The 21,817-nt window shown below is 48.9% G+C and carries 16 protein-coding genes; 11 read left to right on the top strand and 5 right to left on the bottom strand.

All coding sequences use genetic code 11. The features are described 5' to 3' along the window. Positions 1-5: 5 nt before the first annotated feature. From MoGM_RS12330 to nrdG, 9 genes are all read left to right on the top strand, one after another. A complete protein-coding gene (locus MoGM_RS12330; protein ID WP_104370347.1) occupies positions 6-638 on the top strand; it encodes a hypothetical protein in 633 nt (210 codons plus the stop codon). 110 nt (positions 639-748) lie between these two features. Next, complete coding sequence (locus tag MoGM_RS12335) at positions 749-1,045, top strand: hypothetical protein (protein WP_104370348.1); 297 nt, start codon at positions 749-751, stop codon at positions 1,043-1,045. A gap of 8 nt (positions 1,046-1,053) precedes the next feature. Continuing rightward, positions 1,054-1,365, top strand: coding sequence for a cell division protein ZapA (locus MoGM_RS12340; RefSeq protein WP_104370349.1), 312 nt, complete (start codon positions 1,054-1,056; stop codon positions 1,363-1,365). Between the two features lie 29 nt (positions 1,366-1,394). After that, entirely contained in the window at positions 1,395-2,930 is a 1,536-nt protein-coding gene (rny, locus tag MoGM_RS12345; RefSeq protein ID WP_104370350.1) for a ribonuclease Y, read from the top strand. Positions 2,931-3,943: 1,013 nt separating this feature from the next. Continuing rightward, positions 3,944-5,965: an NAD-dependent DNA ligase LigA gene (ligA, locus tag MoGM_RS12350; protein ID WP_104370402.1), complete on the top strand. Its 2,022-nt coding sequence runs from the start codon at positions 3,944-3,946 to the stop codon at positions 5,963-5,965. Positions 5,966-6,065: 100 nt separating this feature from the next. Further along, positions 6,066-6,734, top strand: coding sequence for a B3/4 domain-containing protein (locus MoGM_RS12355; RefSeq protein WP_104370403.1), 669 nt, complete (start codon positions 6,066-6,068; stop codon positions 6,732-6,734). A gap of 259 nt (positions 6,735-6,993) precedes the next feature. After that, the gene (locus tag MoGM_RS12360) at positions 6,994-7,953 is read left to right on the top strand and encodes a LuxR C-terminal-related transcriptional regulator (protein WP_172204551.1); all 960 of its coding nucleotides are present in this window, start codon (positions 6,994-6,996) and stop codon (positions 7,951-7,953) included. A 195-nt stretch (positions 7,954-8,148) separates the two neighbouring features. After that, the gene (gene nrdD / locus MoGM_RS12365; protein WP_104370351.1) at positions 8,149-10,245 is read left to right on the top strand and encodes an anaerobic ribonucleoside-triphosphate reductase; all 2,097 of its coding nucleotides are present in this window, start codon (positions 8,149-8,151) and stop codon (positions 10,243-10,245) included. A 107-nt stretch (positions 10,246-10,352) separates the two neighbouring features. Further along, the gene (gene nrdG / locus MoGM_RS12370) at positions 10,353-10,817 is read left to right on the top strand and encodes an anaerobic ribonucleoside-triphosphate reductase activating protein (protein ID WP_104370352.1); all 465 of its coding nucleotides are present in this window, start codon (positions 10,353-10,355) and stop codon (positions 10,815-10,817) included. Between the two features lie 858 nt (positions 10,818-11,675). Here nrdG and MoGM_RS12375 read toward each other — a convergent pair. The 5 genes from MoGM_RS12375 to MoGM_RS12395 form a co-directional block, all read right to left on the bottom strand. Further along, positions 11,676-12,272 carry a response regulator transcription factor gene (locus MoGM_RS12375; RefSeq protein ID WP_104370353.1) on the bottom strand — a complete coding sequence of 199 codons (597 nt, stop codon included), beginning with the start codon at positions 12,270-12,272 and terminating at the stop codon, positions 11,676-11,678. Positions 12,273-12,474: 202 nt separating this feature from the next. Next, on the bottom strand, positions 12,475-13,632 hold the full coding sequence (locus MoGM_RS12380) for a sodium ion-translocating decarboxylase subunit beta (RefSeq protein ID WP_104370354.1): 1,158 nt from the start codon (positions 13,630-13,632) through the stop codon (positions 12,475-12,477). A 7-nt stretch (positions 13,633-13,639) separates the two neighbouring features. After that, positions 13,640-14,104: a biotin/lipoyl-containing protein gene (locus MoGM_RS12385; protein ID WP_104370355.1), complete on the bottom strand. Its 465-nt coding sequence runs from the start codon at positions 14,102-14,104 to the stop codon at positions 13,640-13,642. Between the two features lie 26 nt (positions 14,105-14,130). Then, positions 14,131-15,105: an OadG family protein gene (locus tag MoGM_RS12390; protein ID WP_104370356.1), complete on the bottom strand. Its 975-nt coding sequence runs from the start codon at positions 15,103-15,105 to the stop codon at positions 14,131-14,133. A 103-nt stretch (positions 15,106-15,208) separates the two neighbouring features. Then, entirely contained in the window at positions 15,209-16,897 is a 1,689-nt protein-coding gene (locus MoGM_RS12395) for a putative transporter (RefSeq protein ID WP_104370357.1), read from the bottom strand. A gap of 701 nt (positions 16,898-17,598) precedes the next feature. On the opposite strand from MoGM_RS12395, the gene mutA reads away from it, so the two are divergent. Then, complete coding sequence (gene mutA, locus MoGM_RS12400; RefSeq protein ID WP_104370358.1) at positions 17,599-19,452, top strand: methylmalonyl-CoA mutase small subunit; 1,854 nt, start codon at positions 17,599-17,601, stop codon at positions 19,450-19,452. A 162-nt stretch (positions 19,453-19,614) separates the two neighbouring features. Further along, positions 19,615-21,762, top strand: a complete 2,148-nt coding sequence (scpA, locus tag MoGM_RS12405; RefSeq protein ID WP_104370359.1) for a methylmalonyl-CoA mutase — start codon at positions 19,615-19,617, stop codon at positions 21,760-21,762. Positions 21,763-21,817 lie beyond the last annotated feature (55 nt).

Below are 21,817 nucleotides of genomic sequence, written 5' to 3' on the forward strand. Positions count from 1 at the left end.
ATTTTATGAATATAATATCTAAATTATTCGGACGGAAGGAAGAAGAGACACATAAGACAGGCGGTATGGAAGATTTCATGACCCTGATACGTGTTTATTTTCAGGCTGCCATGGCGGCCGATCTTGGCATTACCAATCTTGCGATGCTTCCCGACTTGAGGGTTTTCAAGACAACGCTTCATGTGCCTACGGTAAATAACAAGCTCGGTGTGGGTGAGAAGTCGCGTTGCCGCAAGATGCTGAAAGACATCTACTCGATGGACGACAGTTTCTTTAAGGAGATAGACCAGAGCCTTCGCCGTAACTGCCGTAAGATGCAGGATATACAGGCTTACATGTTTCAGTTTCAGGGTTTTACACAGGATTTGATGATGCTCATGGGCAATTTGATGAAGTTCAAGTTGCGCATACCAGGTTTCTTCAACAAGGCTCTTTATATGATGACGGAGAAGACCGTGAATGACATTTTCACAAAGAACGACTATAAAGATCCCGGTGTGCTCAAGGCAGTGGTGTCGATACGCGAGTATGACCGCAGGTTGGGATTCAGTCAGAAGTGGGTCACCGATTTTGTTTACAAGGTGGTGACACTTGCCAAGAAAGAGCCGAAGCCGAAAGACGAGGACATAAAGAAATGAATTTCGGGTTATCGGCAATAATGTAAAGAATTAAAAAACATTAAACGATATACAAGCGGCACTTAAAATTGGAAGAAAAATAATATCTTTGTAAGATAAAGAGAAAAGCAATGGCTCCGAACGAACAGACGTTGACAACCTTTCAGACCCGTGTCAGGCAGATGATACTTCGCTTTCAGGAATTGAAAAAGGAAAACGAAGAGCTTTATGCAATGGTCGATCAGAACGAGAAAGACATAAGACGTCTTCGCGCAGACTTGGAAAACAGGAGCAGCGACTATGACTCTTTGAAGATGGCGAAGATGATGGAGATCACGGATGGAGACTTGGAGACGGCCAAGAACAGGCTGGCCAAGCTCATCAGAGATGTAAACAAGTGCATCGCGGTCCTTACGGAACAAAAGTAGTGAGGAAGATGGCAGAACAGAACAGAGATAAGTTGCATATACGCCTACATGTATATGATGAAGAGATAGAGGTGGTCATAGACCGTGCGGAAGAGGAATATTACCGTGCGGCCGCCAAGCATATCACGGACCGGTACAATGTCTACTCACAGATATTTAAGGGACGCAAGAGTGACCATACCATAGCGTTGATGACGCTTATAGACATCGCGCTTCAGCACCAGAAAGAACGTGCGAAGAACGATGTCGCTCCATATAACGATATTCTCAATACACTGACTGCCGAGATAGAGGATGCGCTCGGAGAGAAAAAGAAATGAGAATATTAACAACAACATATTATTAATTTATGGTTCTAACAATAATTATCGCCGCGGCCACTCTCATCATAGGGGGGCTTTGCGGATATCTTGTTTTCCGATATATAATAAAAGGGAAATATAACGAGATGATAGCCTTGGCCGAGAAAGACGCCGAGGTGATGAAAGAGAAAAAGCTACTCGAAGTGAAGGAGAAGTTCCTCAACAAGAAGAGCGAGCTTGAAAAAGAAGTGCAGGTGCGCAATCAGCATATCCAGCAAAGTGAGAACAAGTTGAAGCAGCGTGAAATATCGCTCAACCAGCGCCAGGAAGAGCTTGGCCGCCGGAAGAACGATCTCGACAACCAGCAGGTACGTATCGACAACGAGAAGAAACTGTTGCAGATAAAGAACGAGGAGCTTGAAAAGATGCAGCTTCAAGAGCGTGCCAAGCTCGAAGAGTTGTCAGGGCTTAGCGCGGAAGAGGCGAAATACCGTCTGGTAGAGGCCATGAAAGACGAGGCCAAGACCGATGCGCAGAGCTATATCAACGAGATTATGGACGAGGCGAAACTCAACGCCAACGCACAGGCACGCAAGATCGTCATACAGACAATACAGCGTGTGGCCACCGAGACGGCGATAGAGAACAGCGTGAGCGTGTTCCACATCGACAATGACGAGGTGAAGGGTCGTATCATCGGTCGTGAAGGCCGTAACATCCGTGCGCTTGAAGCGGCTACAGGTGTGGAAATCGTGGTCGACGACACCCCCGAGGCGATTGTTATCAGCGCTTTCGACCCTATTCGTCGTGAGATTTGCCGCCTTGCGTTGCATCAGCTTGTTGCCGACGGCCGCATACACCCCGCCCGCATAGAGGAGGTTGTGCAGAAAGTGAGAAAGCAGATAGAGAACGAGGTGATAGAGACCGGTAAGCGTACTGCGATCGATCTTGGTATACACGGGCTTCACCCCGAGCTTACACGTATCGTCGGTAAGATGAAGTACCGCAGTTCTTACGGTCAGAACCTTCTGCAACATGCCCGTGAGACGGCCAACCTCTGTGCCGTAATGGCTTCTGAGCTCGGTCTCAATCCGAAGAAGGCCAAGCGTGCCGGATTGCTTCACGATATAGGTAAGGTGCCTGATGAGGAGAGCGAACTGCCGCACGCACTCTATGGTGCCAAGCTGGCTGAGAAATACAGGGAGAAACCCGATATCTGCAATGCGATTGCCGCACACCACGACGAGTGCGAGATGAACACTCTGCTTGCTCCCATTGTTCAGGTGTGCGACGCAATCAGCGGTGCCCGTCCTGGCGCGCGCCGTGAGATAGTGGAGGCATATATCAAGCGCCTTAACGACCTCGAAGCCATTGCGATGAGCTATCCCGGTGTCACCAAGACCTATGCCATACAGGCAGGACGCGAGCTTCGTGTCATCGTTGGCGCCGACAAGATGGACGATGTGCAGACAGAGGCTCTTTCGAGCGAGATTGCCAACAAGATACAGAACGAGATGACATATCCCGGACAGGTGAAAATAACCGTCATCCGGGAGACTCGCAGCGTGGCATACGCGAAATAAGGACGCATAGTCCGGAATTATGAGTATGGGGCAAGACATAACGAAGTCTTGCCCCATATTTGTTTTTTATACCGTTTTTGCCGGATGTATGGATTGGTATCCTATGATGCTGATTTACTGTAAGACGGTGGCGGCATGCAATGCCATGAAGATGTCGTCTCCGGTGAGGATGTAAATAAAACGTCATCTGAAGGGCGTCGGTTCTTTAACGCTTTCCTATGGCCTGTTTCGTGCATATATATGCAATGCCGGGTGGTGGATTTGGGCTTTCCTTTGAAAATTGATAAATTATTTGTTGTGTCAAGGTGCTCTGTTCGGTATATATCGTCCGGAAACAGTTTTTTTTTCATTCGGATACCCGTTGCATTGCATTCGGTATCCCGTTGGATCGCGTTTAGCGTCTAAATGCAATGCAACGGGTATCCCGTTATAATGCGACGAGGTGCCCGATGCAGAGCATCGGGCACCTCGTCGCAGTCTGTTTTAGCCGTTGTTCGCACTTCTTTATCCGTTGCCGTTCGGGCTGTGGGATTGCCGTGCGTTCCGTTTGAAGCGGAATATATGAGTATGCGGGAGCGGTTATTTCTTCCGTTTGTCAAATATTACAGTTCCAGAAAGCGAATAAATATTCACAGACGGTTGTGGTAGTGTGGTTGGGGTATACATGTATTTGTAAATATTTATCATGGTCGTGTCGTTTCATTATGTTTTTGTCGTATGCAAAAGTAATTAAAAACAAGCGTTGGTGCAAGCTTTATCACGATATACAGCGCGATATGCCCTACGCTTTTTATGCCGCATGTCATTTGGATTTCATACCTGCTTTATTTATGTTTTATCCTGTCACGGCCAAATAAAACAATTGTCTGTTTCGTCTTTCGGTATATTTTTTGTAAGTTTGCACTATATAATGATGTGCCTCGACACGGGGGTATGCGTAAGACCGACGTGTATGGTAAAAGTGGCATCGTACGATTTCGGATAATCCTAAGCATATTAAAATGATGACAGCGATGAGCGAGAAAGACAGAATATTGCAACTGCGCAGGGAGTTGCACGAGCATAATTACAGATACTATGTTTTGAACGCGCCGACAATCGGCGACATTGAGTTTGACATGATGATGCGTGAGCTTCAAAACCTTGAAGGCCGCCATCCGGACATGGCCGATGAAAATTCGCCGACGCAACGTGTAGGCAGCGATATAAACCGTGAGTTTGTGCAGGTGGAGCACCGCTATCCGATGCTGTCACTGTCCAATACGTACAGCGAACAGGAAGTGGCCGACTTCTACAACTCGGTGAAGAAAGGGCTTGGCGGTGAGGAGTTTGATATTTGCTGCGAGATGAAATACGACGGTCTGTCGATAAGTCTCACATACATCGACGGAAAACTTGTGCGTGCCGTCACCAGAGGAGACGGTGTGCGTGGCGATGATGTGACGGCCAATGTTAAGACGATAAGGACAATACCGTTGGAGTTGTTTACCGCGCCACACTCTTCCGGACAGGTCATTCCTCCGGGAGAGTTTGAAATACGTGGCGAGATCCTCATGCCTTGGAGCGTTTTCGAGCGGCTAAACAAAGAGCGTGAGGCGGCCGGAGAGCCGCTGTTTGCCAATCCGCGCAATGCGGCGAGCGGCACTTTGAAGAGTCAGAACTCGGCTCTTGTGGCAGGCCGGCGTCTCGATGCCTATCTTTATTACATGCTTGGCGATGGACTTCCGGCCGACGGGCATTATGAGAACCTGGAAGCTGCCCGCTCGTGGGGTTTCAAGATAAGCGACGGCATGCGCAAGGTGAAGAACCTCGACGAGATATACGAGTTCATAAGGTACTGGGACGAGGAGCGTAAAAATCTGCCTGTGGCTACAGACGGCATTGTACTGAAAGTCAATTCGCATCGCCAGCAACGTGCTCTTGGGTATACGGCAAAAAGCCCGAGGTGGGCCATAGCATATAAATTCAAGGCCGAGAGGGAGCGTACACGGCTTGTCGATGTTACTTTTCAGGTGGGACGCACGGGTGCGGTGACTCCAGTTGCCAATATGGAACCGGTGCGGCTTGCCGGTACCACTGTCAGGCGCGCCACGCTGAACAACGCCGATTTCATACGCAGTCTCGATCTGCACGATGGTGACTACGTGTATGTGGAAAAGGGAGGGGAGATAATACCTAAGATTGTCGGTGTGGACACAGACAGCCGTGAGGCCGGAACAAAGGCCGTGGAGTTTGTAAAACGATGTCCCGAATGCGATGCCGAGCTTGTGCGCTATGATGGAGAGGCGGCATATTACTGCCCGAACGATACCGGATGTCCTCCGCAGATAAAGGGGCGTATAGAGCATTTCATATCCCGTAAGGCAATGGACATCGAGAGCCTCGGTCCGGAGACGATAGACGATTATTTCCGTAGGGGACTGATACATGATATAGCCGATTTATACGATATCGACATTCAGCAGATAAACGGTGACGGCAGCCGCGCCAAATCGGCGCAAAAGATTGTCCAGGGTATAGCGGCCTCGGTCGGAGTGCCGTTTGAGCGGGTGGTGTTTGCCCTCGGCATACGCTTTGTCGGTGAGACGTCCGCCAAGTTGCTGGCACGCCATTTCAAGACAATGGAAGCATTGGCGGCGGCCGGTATGGATGAACTTACTCAGGTGGAAGGCATCGGTGAGGTGATAGCCCGCAGCGTGATGACATATTTCCGCGACGGGAAAAATCTCGAAATAATATCACGTCTGCGTGGGCATGGGGTCTGTATGCGACTCTCGGAAGAGCAGATGGCGGGCGGCAGCGACAAGCTGGCGGGGCAGTCGGTGGTCATCAGCGGTGTGTTCAGGCATCACGGACGCGACGAGTATAAAGAGATGATAGAGCGGAACGGAGGTAAGAGCGTTGGTTCGATAAGTTCAAAAACCTCTTTCATACTCGCCGGCGACAACATGGGGCCGGCCAAGTTGCAAAAGGCTGAAAAACTCGGGGTACGCATAGTGGACGAGGATGAGTTCCTTACTATGTTGGGTGAGTAGCCGATAGGCAGGTATTCCGCTTGGTGATGATGGGCGTCGCCATTGCTTTTTGCTTGCGGATCGGTTGTGATGAAAGAACGTTTTAATGCTATTTGACGAGATGAGGATAATTGTTTCAAGCGAGATAGAGACCGTGTGTCCGGGTTTTGTGGGTGCGGCGGTGGAGGCACGGGTGGTCAATACGGAGCATAACGCCGCTCTGTGGAGCGAGATAGACACTCTTGCCGAGCGGTTTAGGGCTGAACATACCACGGAGACGATAAAGCAAATATCGGGCATCGATGCCACGAGACGTGTGTACAAGGCGTGCGGAAAGGATCCGAGCCGCTACCGTCCGGCGGCCGAGGCGCTCATGAGGCGCATCATACAGGGTAAGCCTTTGTACAGGATAGATACGCTCGTAGACCTTGTCAACCTTGCGAGCATTGCTTACGGATACAGTATCGGCGGTTTCGACGCCGGCCGGTTTGAGGGTGACACTCTCACGCTCGGCATCGGCCGTGAAGGCGAGCCTTATGAGGGGATAGGCCGTGGGATGCTCAATATAGCCGGTCTGCCTGTATACAGGGATGCCGCCGGTGGTGTGGGTACGCCTACAAGCGACAACGAGCGTACCAAGATGACGATGGAAACACGCCATGTGCTCGTGCTGATAAACGGTTATGACGGTGATGAAGGGCAGGTAATGGCTAACGCCCGGTATGTCGGCGGTCTGCTGGCCGGATACGCCTCGGGCAGAGATATAGGTATCACGGCGTACAGGCCGTGATACCTTTGCGCCGCTTTCCATACATAGTATGTCTTAAATCCGCCATTGTTTTCCTTTTGTTCTGATGTATTTGTGAAAGTAGTTATTGAAATAATAGCGGTGTATAATGCCCTCCGGCAGTGTTTTTGCGTATTAATGATTACCTAAAAAATGCCATGACGTGAATAATTCGGATGGCTTAAATACTTACAAATGATTATTGTCGGAATGCTTTAATTTGTTTATTTTTGCATGGAATAAAGGTAAATGGCTAAAAACAATGAAACATCAGAAGATATATGAGGCGGGCGACAAGATGATATCGCTCATCAAAGACAACTACGACCTGTTGCAGTCGCTCGGCAGTTTCGGCATCAATCTCGGTTTCGGAGACAAGACGGTGAAGGAGATTTGCGAGGACAATGGCGTCGACACATACACGTTTCTCGCTGTGGTGAACCTCGTGATCAACGGCTATTCCGATTTCGACAACGATGAACAGCTGTCCGTGCCCACGTTGCTGCACTATCTCGAAGCGAGCCATGTGTACTATCTCGACTTCCAACTGCCGTTCATCCGGCGCGAGCTGGCCGAGTCGATAGACGAGAGCGACAGTCTCGGCATATTGATAATGAAACTTTACGACGAGTATTCCAGAGAGATACGCAGGCACATGATGTATGAGGAGCAGACACTGTTCCCATACGTGAATGCGCTTCTGGAAGGGCGTGCCGCGGGCGACTACACGATAGAGACGTTCTCAAAGACACACGAGGAAGCATCTGAGAAACTTAAAGAGCTGAAAATACTGATTATCAAATATATGCCGTCGGATGTGCGTAGGAATAACCAGCTTATGGCAACCCTGCACGACATATATAACAATGAGGAGTGGCTGAGCCTGCACGCCCAGGTGGAAGACAAGGTGTTTGTGCCTGCTATCAGGCGGCTTGAACGGTTGTCGCGTCGCAGCGACGTGACGAAAAACATATCGTCGATGGTATTCAAGGGAGGGCAGGAGAACGGTGACATGCTCTCGGAGCGTGAGCGTGACGTAATCGTGGCTCTCGTACAGGGGATGGCGAACAAGGAGATTGCCGATCATCTGTGCATCAGTGTGAACACGGTTATTACACACCGCCGGAACATAGCCCGTAAGTTGCAGATACACAGTCCGGCAGGCCTGACGATATATGCGATAGTGAACGGGCTGGTGGATATTTCGGCAGTTAAGCTGTGAAGAAAAGTTTGTGATTATACATATAAATTATGGCAAATCCGGTACGTGGTATCGGATTTTATTGTATCTTTGCATCCGGCTTTGGTAATCCAAAGTGTTCAACCGGAAAGAGAGAAATCTAACAATAAATTTTCAAAAACGGAAAACTTTTTGAAAATTAAATTCAAAAAAGTTTTCCAAAAAGAGTAACTTGCGATGGAAATAAAGAGCTTTACCATTACGAAAAGAGACGGTTCGACAGATCGTTTCTCACTCGATAAAATAATGAATGCCATCATCAAGGCGTTCGAGTCTGTAAAAGAGCCTGCCGACCTGGGGCATATATCAAGTATATTGAGCCATCTCGATATTCATGAGGGTATCACGGTAGAGGAGATACAGAACCAAGTGGAGGAGTCGTTGATGAAAGAAGGCTACTATAGGGTTGCCAAATCGTTCATGCTTTATCGGCAGCGGCACACTGAGGACCGGGAGACGATGGACAAACTGAAATTTCTCGCCGACTATTGTGAGGCTGCCAATGCCGCCACCGGCTCTAAATATGACGCAAATGCTAACGTGGAGCATAAGAACATAGCGACACTCATAGGAGAGTTGCCCAAATCGAGTTTTATCCGGCTTAACCGTCGTCTGATGACAGACCGTATAAAGAAAATGTATGGTAAGGACCTGTCAGACAAATACATCGACCTGCTCACGCATCATTTTATATATAAGAATGATGAGACGAGCCTGGCAAACTATTGCGCATCTATAACGATGTACCCGTGGCTTATCGGTGGGACAATGTCTATCGGTGGCAATTCGACGGCTCCGACAAATCTTAAATCGTTCTGCGGCGGTTTTGTCAACATGGTGTTCATGGTGTCAAGCATGCTCAGCGGGGCATGTGCCACACCGGAATTTCTTATGTATCTCAATTATTTTATCGGTTTGGAATATGGCCGTGATTACTATAAGAAAGCGGGTGATGTGGTAGACCTGTCGGCAAAGCGGCGTACGATCGACAAAGTGATAACCGACTGTTTCGAGCAGATTGTGTACTCGATAAACCAGCCTACAGGAGCCCGTAATTATCAGGCGGTATTCTGGAATATAGCATACTACGACAAACCGTATTTCGAAAGCCTTTTCGGAGAGTTTTATTTTCCCGACGGCAGTCAGCCCGATTGGAACGGACTTTGCTGGCTTCAAAAGCGTTTCATGAAATGGTTTAACAGGGAACGCACAAAGGCAGTGCTCACTTTCCCGGTGGAAACAATGGCCCTGCTGAGCAAAGACGGTGAAATGATAGACGCCGACATGGCCGATTTCACTTCCGAGATGTATTCAGAAGGTCACTCGTTCTTTACTTATATGAGTGACAATGCCGATTCTCTTTCGAGTTGTTGTAGGTTGCGCAACGAGATACAGGACAACGGATTTAGCTATACTCTCGGTGCGGGCGGTGTGTCGACAGGTTCCAAGAGTGTGCTGACGATAAACCTGAACCGCTGCATACAGTATGCCGTGAACAACAACATGGACTATAAGGAGTATCTCACAGATGTGATAGATCTTTGCCACAAAGTGCAACTCGCTTATAATGAAAACCTGAAAGAGTTGTGGCAGCATGGCATGCTTCCTCTGTTCGATGCGGGATATATCAATATTGGCCGGCAGTATCTGACAATAGGAGTGAATGGACTCGTTGAGGCAGCCGAGTTTATGGGGCTTGCTATCACCGATAATCCCGATTATCTGAATTTTGTGCAGACAGTGCTCGGACTGGTAGAGCGGAAGAACAAGGAGTATCGCACGAAGGATGTACTGTTCAACTGCGAGATGATTCCTGCGGAGAATGTTGGTGTGAAGCATTCCAAGTGGGATAGGGAAGACGGCTATTTCGTGCCGCGCGACTGCTACAACAGTTATTTCTATATAGTGGAAGACGACTCATTGAATATCATCGACAAGTTCAAGTTGCATGGAGCTCCTTACATTCAGCACCTCACAGGTGGTTCGGCACTGCACATGAATCTTGAAGAACACCTCTCGAAAGCACAGTATCGTCAGTTGCTCAACGTGGCGGCGAGAGAGGGATGCAATTATTTCACTTTCAATATACCGAATACAATATGCAATGATTGCGGTACGATAGATAAGCGCTATTTGCACGAGTGTCCTAAGTGCCACTCGAATAATATAGACTACATGACGCGTATCATCGGTTATCTGAAGCGTGTGAGCAATTTCTCGGAGGCCCGTCAGAGGGAGGCAAGCCGCAGACACTATGCGCATGCCGATTTATAATGACGGTCTGCTGTGTGTGGTTGGCGGGCGGAGTGATTGATTTTATGCCGTCTGCGGTCTGGGTTAATAAAGGATAATCAATATTCAATTGTCAATCAGATGAGCGTATGCTTAACTTTGTGAATACGGGAGTGGTATTTCAGGAGATCCCCGACGAGGTCACACTCTCTATAAATCTGTCTAACTGTCCGTGCCGGTGTCCGGGTTGTCACAGCCAATACCTGTGGCAGAATATCGGTGAGCCGCTGACGCCAATGGTTTTGGAGGGGTTTATAAAGGAATATGGAAGCGATATAACCTGTGTCTGTTTTATGGGTGGAGACGCAGAACCGACGTATGTGAACACACTTGCCCGCTATCTGCACCGTGAGCATCCGGGGTTGAAGGTGGCGTGGTATAGCGGTCGCAGTCGTGTACCGTCCGCAGTGCGCAAGACTGACTTTGATTATATAAAGCTCGGACCATATATCAAGCATCTCGGGTGCCTGAAAGAGCGCACCACGAACCAGAGGCTTTACAAACGTGCGTCAGGCGATGACTTCACGGATATAACCTCACGGTTCTGGAAATAGGGCGGTTCATATTCATAAAAGTATGGCATAGAGAGCATTACCGCTTTGCGTTTGTTGTTGACATGTCATTGATTTATGGTCTGTTTAGGAGTATGTTTGCAATGAATGACATATATATATGCCGCGGGATGAATATTCATTTGTCGTTAACATGTTTTTTTGTCTGTTATGGAACGGGTGTCTTAATTAATCCTTCCGGATTATAACTATCATGGCGCTGTTTGTCCGTTATGGATAACGTAATATCTGAAATGGTCATTGATAAGTCATGTTTATGAAGGAGCCGGATATTGGATTGGTTGTTAGCCATGTGATAAATGGGCATTATGTTTGCTCGATGTGTTTGCGGTAGAAGCACATACGAGATTATGATTGGATTTTTTCTTATCGTAATCTCTTATTTTTTGCGTGGAAAATAAGCCTCAAGATCCGACTTTTCAGGAGTTGTCAGACATTTGTTGCTATTCTGTTGCTAAAATCTCCCGAGCATCACCACAAGAAAGTAAGTATCAATAAGTTATAAAGATTGACAGAGTTTCTGCGTCGGCAAGTGTTTTTTATAAGTGGATAAATTCCGCTTCCGACGGTGTGATATAGGTTGTTTTTATAATTTTATAGACTTCCGCTTTAGACCGTAATCGGTTCTTTTATGGTTCAGGACGTTTTTCTTTTCGGTTGCAATATCGGTTCTTTTGATATCCTGGCGTTCCCGTTGTTTGCCGTAAGGTTAGTTTTCTTATAGATCAACCGGTGCTGTTTTTGGTTGCATTTGTATTTCTTTTGTTAGGCAACCGGCTTTTATGCTTGATATTTTCGTATTCGTTTTTGGCTGTTTTTGAGGCTTTTCGGCGTGAAATATCATATTTTGCTTATGTCGACATAACCGTGAGTGACTGCAAAAACAGTCAGGGCAGAGACACTTTTGATATTCAGCTTTTCCATTATATTCTTACGATGGGTCATGACGGTGGTGATACTGATGTTCAGCCGGTCGGCTATCTCTTTGTTGATAAACCCTTGCGTGATAAGAGCCATGACTTCTATTTCACGGTCGGATAGTATTTTTGTTTGTGCGGGTTGGGGTAGTGGAGGAAGGTTGCGGCCGTTGGCATGTGCTCGCTGTTCGAGTGCCAGTATGGATTTTATCAGTTGTTGTTCCGGAACGTTTACGCAAATGCTGTGAAATCCGCTCGGCTGCGACTCGGGATCCGTGCCGATTGTTAGCACTATTGTCTTGTTTCGTCGCTCGGCAAAGAAACTGCGGTTGCGCAACAGAATATCCATTGACACGAAATAGTGGAAATACTTGTCCGCGTTATTGGCTTGAAGTTCTGTGAACGAGCCGTAATTGTCGATAGCCGCAATGGGTATCACATCCTGTAATATATTTTTTAACCCTAATACCGCAAGGGTATTAGGGTCAATTATAGCTATTTTCGGTCTGTTACCGTTCATGGAATGTATATGTGCTGCTTGTTAAACAATTCTCATCCTGCATTAGACGAATCATTATCGATCGTTAAAATGAGCTTCCATTCAACACTAACATTCTGTCATCCAATGTCAGAGAAATGGCCGTTTGTATATAAATGAATGTGACATTATCATAAGTCATGAACATTCCGGCGTTATTTTTTTTGACGTAAAACCGGGTGGATTATGATAAGAAACCGAGCAGGGTACCTGCCGCCACAGCCGAACCGATTACACCGGCTACATTCGGACCCATGGCGTGCATGAGCAGGAAGTTGTGCCGGTCATATTCAAGTCCGAGGTTGTTGCTTATTCGTGCGCTCATAGGTACGGCCGAGACACCGGCGTTTCCGATAAGCGGGTTGAGTTTTTTATCTTGCGGCAGGAACAAGTTCATGAACTTGACGAACAGCACTCCGCTTGCCGTCGCAACCATGAATGCGCATGCTCCGATGAGGAAGATGAACAATGTGTTCACGGTAAGGAACTCGCTGGCCTGTGTCGAGCATCCCACTGTCAGACCGAGCAGCATCACCACGATGTCGTTCAGAGCCGAACCGGCAGTTTTTGCGAGGCGTGTCGTCTTGCCGGATTCTTTCAGCAGATTGCCGAAGAAGAGCATGCCGAGCAACGGCAGACCCGAAGGTACGATGAATGTGGTGAGCAGGAGTCCGATGATAGGGAAGAGGATACGCTCTGTCTGGCTCACCTGTCGAGCCGGTTTCATGCGTATCACGCGCTCTTTCTTTGTCGTGAGCAGGCGCATGAGCGGCGGTTGGATCAGTGGAACGAGTGCCATGTATGAATATGCGCACACCGCAATGGCTCCCATTAGGTTCGGGCTAAGTTTTGACGACAGGAAGATGGCCGTAGGTCCGTCCGCACCTCCGATGATTGCGATGCCCGCGGCTTGGTTTGGTTCGAAGCCGAGCGCGAGCGCAACCATGTATGCTCCGAATATACCGAACTGTGCGGCCGCACCTATAAGCACCAGTTTCGGGTTGGCAATGAGTGCCGAGAAGTCTGTCATGGCACCTATCCCGAGGAATACCAGAGGCGGATACCAGCCCATGCGGACACCTTGGTAGAAGATGTTGAGCACCGAATTGTCTTCATACAGGCCTATTTCGAGACCGGCGTCGGTGCGGAAAGGTATGTTTCCGAGTATTATTCCCAATCCGATGGGTATGAGAAGCAGCGGCTCAAAGTCTTTCTTGATGGCAAGATAGATGAGTGCCGCACCCACAGCGATCATGATCAGATTACCCGCAGTGGCGTTTACGAAGCCTGTGTAGGTAAGGAACTCGTTGAAGTTCTCAATCAAAAAATCAGTAAATCCCATATCGTCATCATGCTATTGTGAGCAGCACGGCACCTTCCATGACCGAGTCGCCCTGATTAACGGATATTGAAGTCACGGTACCTGAGTTCTCGCTTTCGATGTTGTTCTGCATCTTCATCGCTTCGAGGATTACCACAGTGTCTCCCGCATTGACCTTGTCTCCCACTTTTACGCATACGGACACAATCGTTCCTGGCAGTGGTGCCGTCGTGGGGGTTCCTTCACCGGCTTGTGCCGCGGGTTGTGTGGGTCTTACGGAAGCCGTTGTCGTTGTCTTGGACTGGGCTGGAGCCGGTTTGGGCGCTTCCACCTTTGCGTGTGAAATGGCGTGGGCCGGATTTATGGGGTGTTTCAGTTCCACCTCAAATGATACCCCGTTAACTTTGACGGTGGCAACGTTTCCCACCAATTCTTCTATCTCAACGTCGTAGTCTACGCCTTGTACCTTATATTGATATTTATTCTGGTTCATGATGATAATGCTGTTATGTTTGTTTTTTATTCGTGAAATTGTGTCATTTGTATGTACTCGACATTCCAGTCTGTGTGTTTGGGCTTGATGGTGATCACACCGCTTTCCATATCATGTATGTTGTTCTGATACTCATGCAGAGCCATTGATATCACGGCGATGTATATCTCCTTGTCTATACCCTTTGTCTTGAGGCCGTCTTGAAGGATTACGCTTGTCTTGTGTCCTATCTCGGTCGTCTTCTCCACCGTTTTCACCCCGACTTTCAGCGGTTGCATATTGGCCACTTTCTTGGCCGTGTTCCTGTGGCGCATGAAGAGTCCGAAAAGAGTGAATACAATAAATAGCAATGCCAGACAAGAAAAAACAATGCTCATGGCGAGCACCGAAATGCCGAATCCGTGCGGATCCTCCCTTTTCAGTTTGGCTATTTTCGACTCACTGACCTTGATATAGTTGGATATGCCCGGAGTGACCGCGTCTTCAGGTTTGACCTGCCACATCCTCACGCCTTTATCCTGTCGTGCGTACGACTTGTTCTCGGCAAGAGCCGGCACGGTCACCGAGTCGAGCAGTTCGGTGGCGTTTCCGTTGTAGAGGGCTATCCATACTGGCTTTCCCGGTTCTATTTGCAGCGGCAAGTAGAATGAGCCTTGCGCCGGGTTGCTGTTGCAGAAGAACAGCAGGTGCTGTTGCCCGCCGATGTTTGTGCGCGGTTCCCCGTTGGGGATTATGCACATGCGCTTTACCCTTTCAGGCACGCTCATGTTCTTGTCGAGCACGGAGCGGTCTGTGGTGAGATACATGCCGCGTATGTTATACGTAGTGTGCGACACGTTGGCAATCTCTATCCATGGACTGCAATGTCCGTATTCGTCCTGCAAACCGGCTGTGTTGTCGGTCACGACCTCGTTCAGTCTGATGCTCTTCTCTATTTGTCCGAGCATCACAGACGGACCGGCAGTCAGCAACAAACCTAACAGTAATCCGAATTTATTCATGTTTGTTTTAAATTGTTATTATATAAGTTATTGGTAAGATTTTCTTTCCAGGTGTGTATTCATGCCGTCTTTGATTTTGCCGCCATGTATATGCACGGCGAAGTCATGCCCCGCAGCACAGCAGGATGATGAGTTGGGCGACAAGTATGCGTAGGAACATGCTCAGCGGATATACCGTGGAGTATCCCACTGCCGGAGCGTCTTTCGAGCATGACTGGTTGGCGTATGCCAGTGCCGGCGGGTCTGTGTATGTTCCGGCTATCATACCCATGATTGTGAAATAGTTGAATTTATACCGCTTTCTCGCAATCGTGCCGATAATGAGGATGGGGATGACCGTGATAAGTACGCCCGTGCCGACGTATTTCAGTCCGTCGCCGGCTACTACCGTGTCCCAAAATCCGGCACCCGCCTTTATTCCGACGCTTGCGAGAAACAGAACGAGGCCGATTTCGCGCAGCATCATGTTTGCGCTTGTCGTGGTGTATGTCACGAGGTGCATCTTATATCCGTATCGGCCGATGAGTATGGCGATGATTAGCGGGCCTCCGGCGATACCGAGTTTCATGGGTACCGGCATTCCCGGGATTGCCAGCGGCAGGCTGCCGAAGACTATACCGGTCATTATCCCGAGGAAAATCGTGGCTATGTTCGGCGCTTCAAGTCGTTTGATGGAGTTGCCGAGCACTTCGGCCGAGTGGTCGACGGCATCTTCCGGGCCTACCACCATTACACGGTCTCCCACTTGAAGGGCAAGGTCGGGACTGGCAAAGAGCTCCATCCCCTGACGGGTGACACGTGTGACGTTCACGCCGTGGGCTGATGAGAAGTGCATTTGTCCGAGAGTCTTGCCGTTGATGGATGGTCTTGTGACGAGTATTCGTTTCGATACGAGCGGCCGGTCTTGTTTCTCCCATTCCACATTGGTTTCCGGGCCAATGAAAGCCACTATGGCTTCGGCATCGGCCTTGGCGCATACTATGAAGACTTGGTCGCCAAGATGAAATACCGTGTCGCGGTTGGGAATGCTTACGTGCCCGTTGTGCAATATGCGTGAGCATACGAAATCACGGTTGAGGAAGTCGTGTATCTGTTTCAGGGTCCGGCCGGCGAGGTATGAGTTTGTCACCGTGAGGTGCATCATGTGCGGTTTTACGTGCGCATTCTCGGCATTGTCGTTTCTCAGCCGTCTCTCCTCGTTTTCAAGTTTTATTCTGCAAATATATCTTATGGCTATCGTGGCGCCTATTATTCCGAGCACGCCCAACGGGTATGCGCAAGCATATCCGGCGGCTATTTGCGGTGCTGTGCCGTCTTCGAATACGCTGCCGAGCGCCTCGTTGGCCGCTCCGAGACCGGGTGTGTTGGTGACCGCTCCGTATAGTGTGCCCACCATCATTGGCAGGTTCATCGGGTTGCTCGTGTCAAAAAAGAAAAAGTAGCATGCGAACATTACCGCCACGTTGAGCAATACGGTGCTCATGGCGAGCATGTTGAGTGTGATTCCGCCTTTTCGGAAACTTTCGAAAAAGCCGGGACCTACTTGCAGGCCGATCATGAACACAAACAATATCAGACCGAAATCCTGAACAAACGTAAGGATATTTGCGGGGGCTGTAAGGCCGAAATGACCAGCAATAATGCCGGCGAAAAGCACAAAGGTGACTCCGAGGGCGATGCCTCCGAACTTAATTTTACCCAAAAGAACGCCGACTGCGATTACAAGAGCGTAGAGCATCGCTATGTGCGCTACCGAATCAGTGGCGGTGAATAATTTTATAAGCCAGTCCATTGATTAATATTTATAATCTTTATTATGCCTGCAAAATTAGCTAAAATATTGCTCAAAAGATAATTTTTGTGCAGTATTTTTTCGAAATACATGTTAACGTTACGGATAAAATGTTATAAAAGGTCAAATTGATAATTTCGTGTTGTTTAGCCGTTGTAAAGAAAAAGTTCCGGTTTTTTTGTATGCTTTTTATGTCGAAATAGAACGGCGACACGATATATGTCACGCTATGATACGGCATATGAATGGTCGTCGGCAGTCGTTTTTGAGCCTTTCGGTCTGCGACGGGACGCTCGTTGGAAGCCATTGAGCATGCTTTCGGCTTGCGTTTAGTATCCCGTTGGATCGCAACGAGCGTCTAAATGCGATGCGATTAGACGCTCGTTGCAAAAAGCGTCATCCTTGGAATATTATGTTTTGTCGCTTTTATTCTTGTGTTTGTATTTAATGTATTGATACTCAATGTATTGAGAAAAACAATTCGAAATTCGGGTATTTGGCGGAGGGAAAAAGTATTTTTCAAAATAAGCCGGATATAAGCGGCTGTTTGTAAATTTTTATCATTATATCCACCTTGTAAATAATAAAAAAACTGTTGTATTTTGTCACGTTGTCGGATTTTTAATATATCTTTGCATGTCGTATCACGTTTTAAATAAATATTGTGTAACTTATATAATAAACATATATTAATACGAACTATGTCAAACAATAGAGAGAAACTCTTTACCGAGTTTGCGGCTCCCACCACCCAAGAGTGGTTGGATAAAATCCAGGTGGATTTGAAAGGTGCCGACTTCAATAAGAAACTGGTATGGAGAACAAACGAAGGTTTTAACGTACAACCGTTCTATCGCAGGGAAGATGTATTGAAGTTGAAGACTCCCGATGCTCTGCCTGGTGAGTTCCCGTTTGTACGCGGCAACAAGAAAAACGACAATTCATGGTATGTGCGCCAGAACATCATCGCCGACAATGCGGCAGAAGCCAATGCCAAGGCTCTCGACATCCTTGATAAAGGTGTCGACTCGCTCGGTTTCAGGTTTCACGGCGACAAGGTAAACGCGGAGTTTGTAGAGACCCTTCTCGACGGAATCCGTTGCGACATCGTGGAAGTCAGCTTCCGCACTTGTCAGCGTCATGTACTCGAACTGGCCGACATTCTCACTGCATATTTCGAGAAAAAAGGCTACGACAAGGAGAAGATCGTCGGTGGCATAGGCTTCGACCCGATCGAGAAGATGGTGGTCGGAGGCAAAGACACCACACCTCTGCTTGCCACGGCTCCCAGACTCGTGGAGAAGTTGAAAGATTATCCCCACATGCGTTGTATCATGGTGCACTCGGAGGCTCTGAACAACTCTGGTGCATACATCGTGCAGGAGTTGGGATATGCACTGGCCTGGGGTAATGAATACATGCATCAGCTCGTAGAGGCGGGAGTAGACGTGGATTTGGCGGCAAGGAGCATCAAATTCTACATGGGTATATCGGAAAACTATTTCATGGAGATTGCCAAGTTCCGTGCGGCACGTCTGCTGTGGGCCGAAATCGTGAAGCAGTATGAGCCTAAGTGCGACTGCTCTTGCAAGATGATTGTCAATGCCGCCACAACATCCTATAACAAGACAATGTTCGACAGCTATGTCAACCTGTTGCGTACACAGACGGAGGCGATGAGCGCCGCTTTGGGAGGTGTTCACTCCATCGTGGTTACTCCGTTCAACGCCGTATACGAGAAACCGACCGAGTTCTCAGAGCGTATAGCCCGTAACCAGCAGTTGCTTTTGAAAGAAGAGAGCCACTTCGACAAGGTCGTAGACCCGTCGGCGGGTTCTTACTACATAGAGGAGCTGACGCACTCACTGGCCGATGTGGCATGGAGACAGTTCCTCAAAATAGAGGAAGAGGGAGGATTCCTCGCCGCTGTGAAAGCCGGTACGGTACAGGACGACATCAATGCCACAAATGACAAGCGCCATGCCGACGCGGCAAAGCGCAAGGAGTTCATTCTCGGCACAAACCAGTTCCCCAACTTCACCGAGACGGCCGAAGGCAAGGAGCCGCTGGCATGCTCTTGCTGCTGCGGCCATAAGGAGGAGGCTCCGTTCAAGTCGATAAACTCGACACGTATGGCAGCCGATTTCGAGCAGCTTCGTCTCGCCACCGAGAAGAGCGGAAAGACTCCTGTCGCATTCATGCTCACCATCGGAAATCTGGCTTGGCGCCAGGCTCGCGCGCAGTTCTCATCCAATTTCCTGGCTTGTGCGGGCTATAAGATAATAGACAATCTCGGTTTCGATACGGTCGAGGAGGGTGTAGACGCTGCGTTGAAGGCAGGTGCCGACATAGTCGTTCTCTGTTCGAGCGATGATGAATACGCGACATATTCCGTTCCCGCATTCAACTATCTCGCCAATCGTGCCATGTTCATTGTGGCCGGTGCTCCCGCCTGCATGGACGAACTGAAAGCTGCCGGCATAGAGAATTTTGTTCATGTTAAGTGCAATGTGCTCGAAACGCTGAAAGAATATAACGGTAAACTGGGAATTTAATTTTAATTAAACGCAGAAAAAACGGAGATGGACAGCCACTCATGACGCAAGGATTTATTATCCGAAGCTACGTACCTGTCACCGGATTGGCGGATGTTGCCATGTCGGCAGACCCATATTTGAGTTGCGATTGTCGTATTTGCGTTTAAAAAATAAAAGATCATGAGAAAGAATTTTAAAGATATAGATATTTACGCCGGAATAAAGGCGACCGACGGCGCCGATTGGCAGAAAGCCAACGGTATCGCCTCCAACTGGAAAACACCGGAGCATATCGAGGTTAAGCCTGTTTATACAAAAGAGGATTTGGAAGGCATGGAGCACCTTGACTACACGGCCGGAATACCGCCTTTCTTGCGCGGTCCGTATTCAATGATGTATCCTTTCCGTCCGTGGACGATCCGTCAGTATGCCGGATTCTCGACAGCAGAGGAGAGCAACGCTTTCTATCGCCGTAACCTTGCGTCGGGACAGAAAGGGCTTTCCGTGGCGTTCGACCTGCCGACACACCGTGGTTACGACCCGGATAACGAACGTGTGGTGGGCGATGTGGGTAAGGCCGGCGTGTCTATCTGCAACGAGGAGAACATGAAAGTGCTTTTCGACGGTATTCCGCTCAACAAGATGTCAGTGTCGATGACCATGAACGGAGCGGTGCTTCCTATCCTTGCGTTCTATATCGTGGCAGGATTGGAGCAGGGGGCAAAGCTCGAAGAGATGGCCGGAACAATACAGAACGACATACTCAAAGAGTTCATGGTGCGCAACACATATATATATCCGCCTGCGTTCTCAATGAAAATCATCGCCGATATATTCGAGTACACGTCACAGAACATGCCGAAGTTCAACTCAATATCAATCTCCGGATACCACATGCAGGAGGCGGGAGCCACCGCGGATATCGAGTTGGCATATACTCTTGCGGACGGTATGGACTATATCCGTGCAGGAGTGAACGCAGGTATCGATATCGACGCGTTTGCGCCGCGTCTCTCTTTCTTCTGGGCCATCGGTGTAAATCACTTCATGGAGATTGCCAAGATGCGTGCCGGACGTCTGCTGTGGGCAAAGATTGTCAAAAGTTTCGGAGCCAAGAACCCGAAATCGCTCGCATTGCGCACACACTCCCAGACTTCGGGTTGGTCGCTTACGGAGCAGGACCCGTTCAACAACGTAGGCCGTACGTGTATAGAGGCCATGGCCGCCGTGCTCGGACATACGCAGTCTCTGCATACGAACGCGCTCGATGAGGCCATCGCCCTGCCTACAGACTTCTCGGCACGTATAGCCCGCAACACTCAGATTTATATCCAGAATGAGACCAAGGTGTGCAAGCAGATAGACCCGTGGGCCGGTTCTTACTATGTGGAGAGCCTCACGAACGAGCTTGTCCACAAGGCATGGGAGCATATTCAGGAGATAGAGAAACTCGGAGGTATGGCCAAAGCCATCGAGACAGGAGTGCCGAAGATGCGTATCGAGGAGGCGGCAGCCCGCACCCAGGCCCGTATCGATAGCGGAGTGCAGACCATTGTTGGTACAAACAAGTACCGTCTTGAGCATGAGGATCCCATCGACATTCTTGAAGTCGACAACACGGCGGTGCGCAAGCAGCAGGAAGAGAGCCTTGCAAAGGTACGTTCTTCACGCGACGAGGAGGCATGCCGCAAGGCGCTTGCCGACCTTACCGAGTGTGTCCGTACTGGAAACGGCAACCTGTTGGCGCATGCCATCGAGTGTGCCAAGTTGCGTTGTACTCTCGGGGAGATAAGTGATGCCTGCGAGGAGATCGTGGGTCGTTATAAAGCAGTAATCAGAACAATATCAGGAGTGTATTCATCGGAAAGTAAAAACGACAGTGACTTTGAGCTGGCATGCCGGCTCACGGAGGAGTTTGCCAAGCAAGAGGGTCGCCGTCCTCGTATCTTCGTGGCTAAGATGGGTCAGGACGGACACGACCGCGGTGCGAAAGTGGTGGCTACAGGCTATGCCGACTGCGGCTTTGACGTAGACATGGGTCCGCTGTTCCAGACCCCGGCGGAGGCAGCCCGTGAGGCTGTAGAGAACGACGTGCACGTTGTAGGCGTGTCGTCACTTGCCGCCGGCCATAAGACGCTTGTGCCGCAGCTCATTGAAGAGTTGAAGAAAGCCGGCCGAGAGGATATCATGGTGATTGCGGGCGGTGTAATACCTGCTCAGGATTATGATTTCCTGTACAAGGCGGGAGTAGCGGCAATCTTCGGCCCGGGCACTTCGGTTGCCAAGGCCGCGGTAGAGATGATGAAGATATTGCTCGACAAAGAATAATCATTTAGTGTTATACAACCGTAAGGCGGGAATGAAACGATACGAAACATGTTCG

The sequence above is a fragment of the Prevotella sp. MGM1 genome (genome assembly GCF_002933775.1).
GTDB lineage: Bacteria > Bacteroidota > Bacteroidia > Bacteroidales > Bacteroidaceae > Prevotella.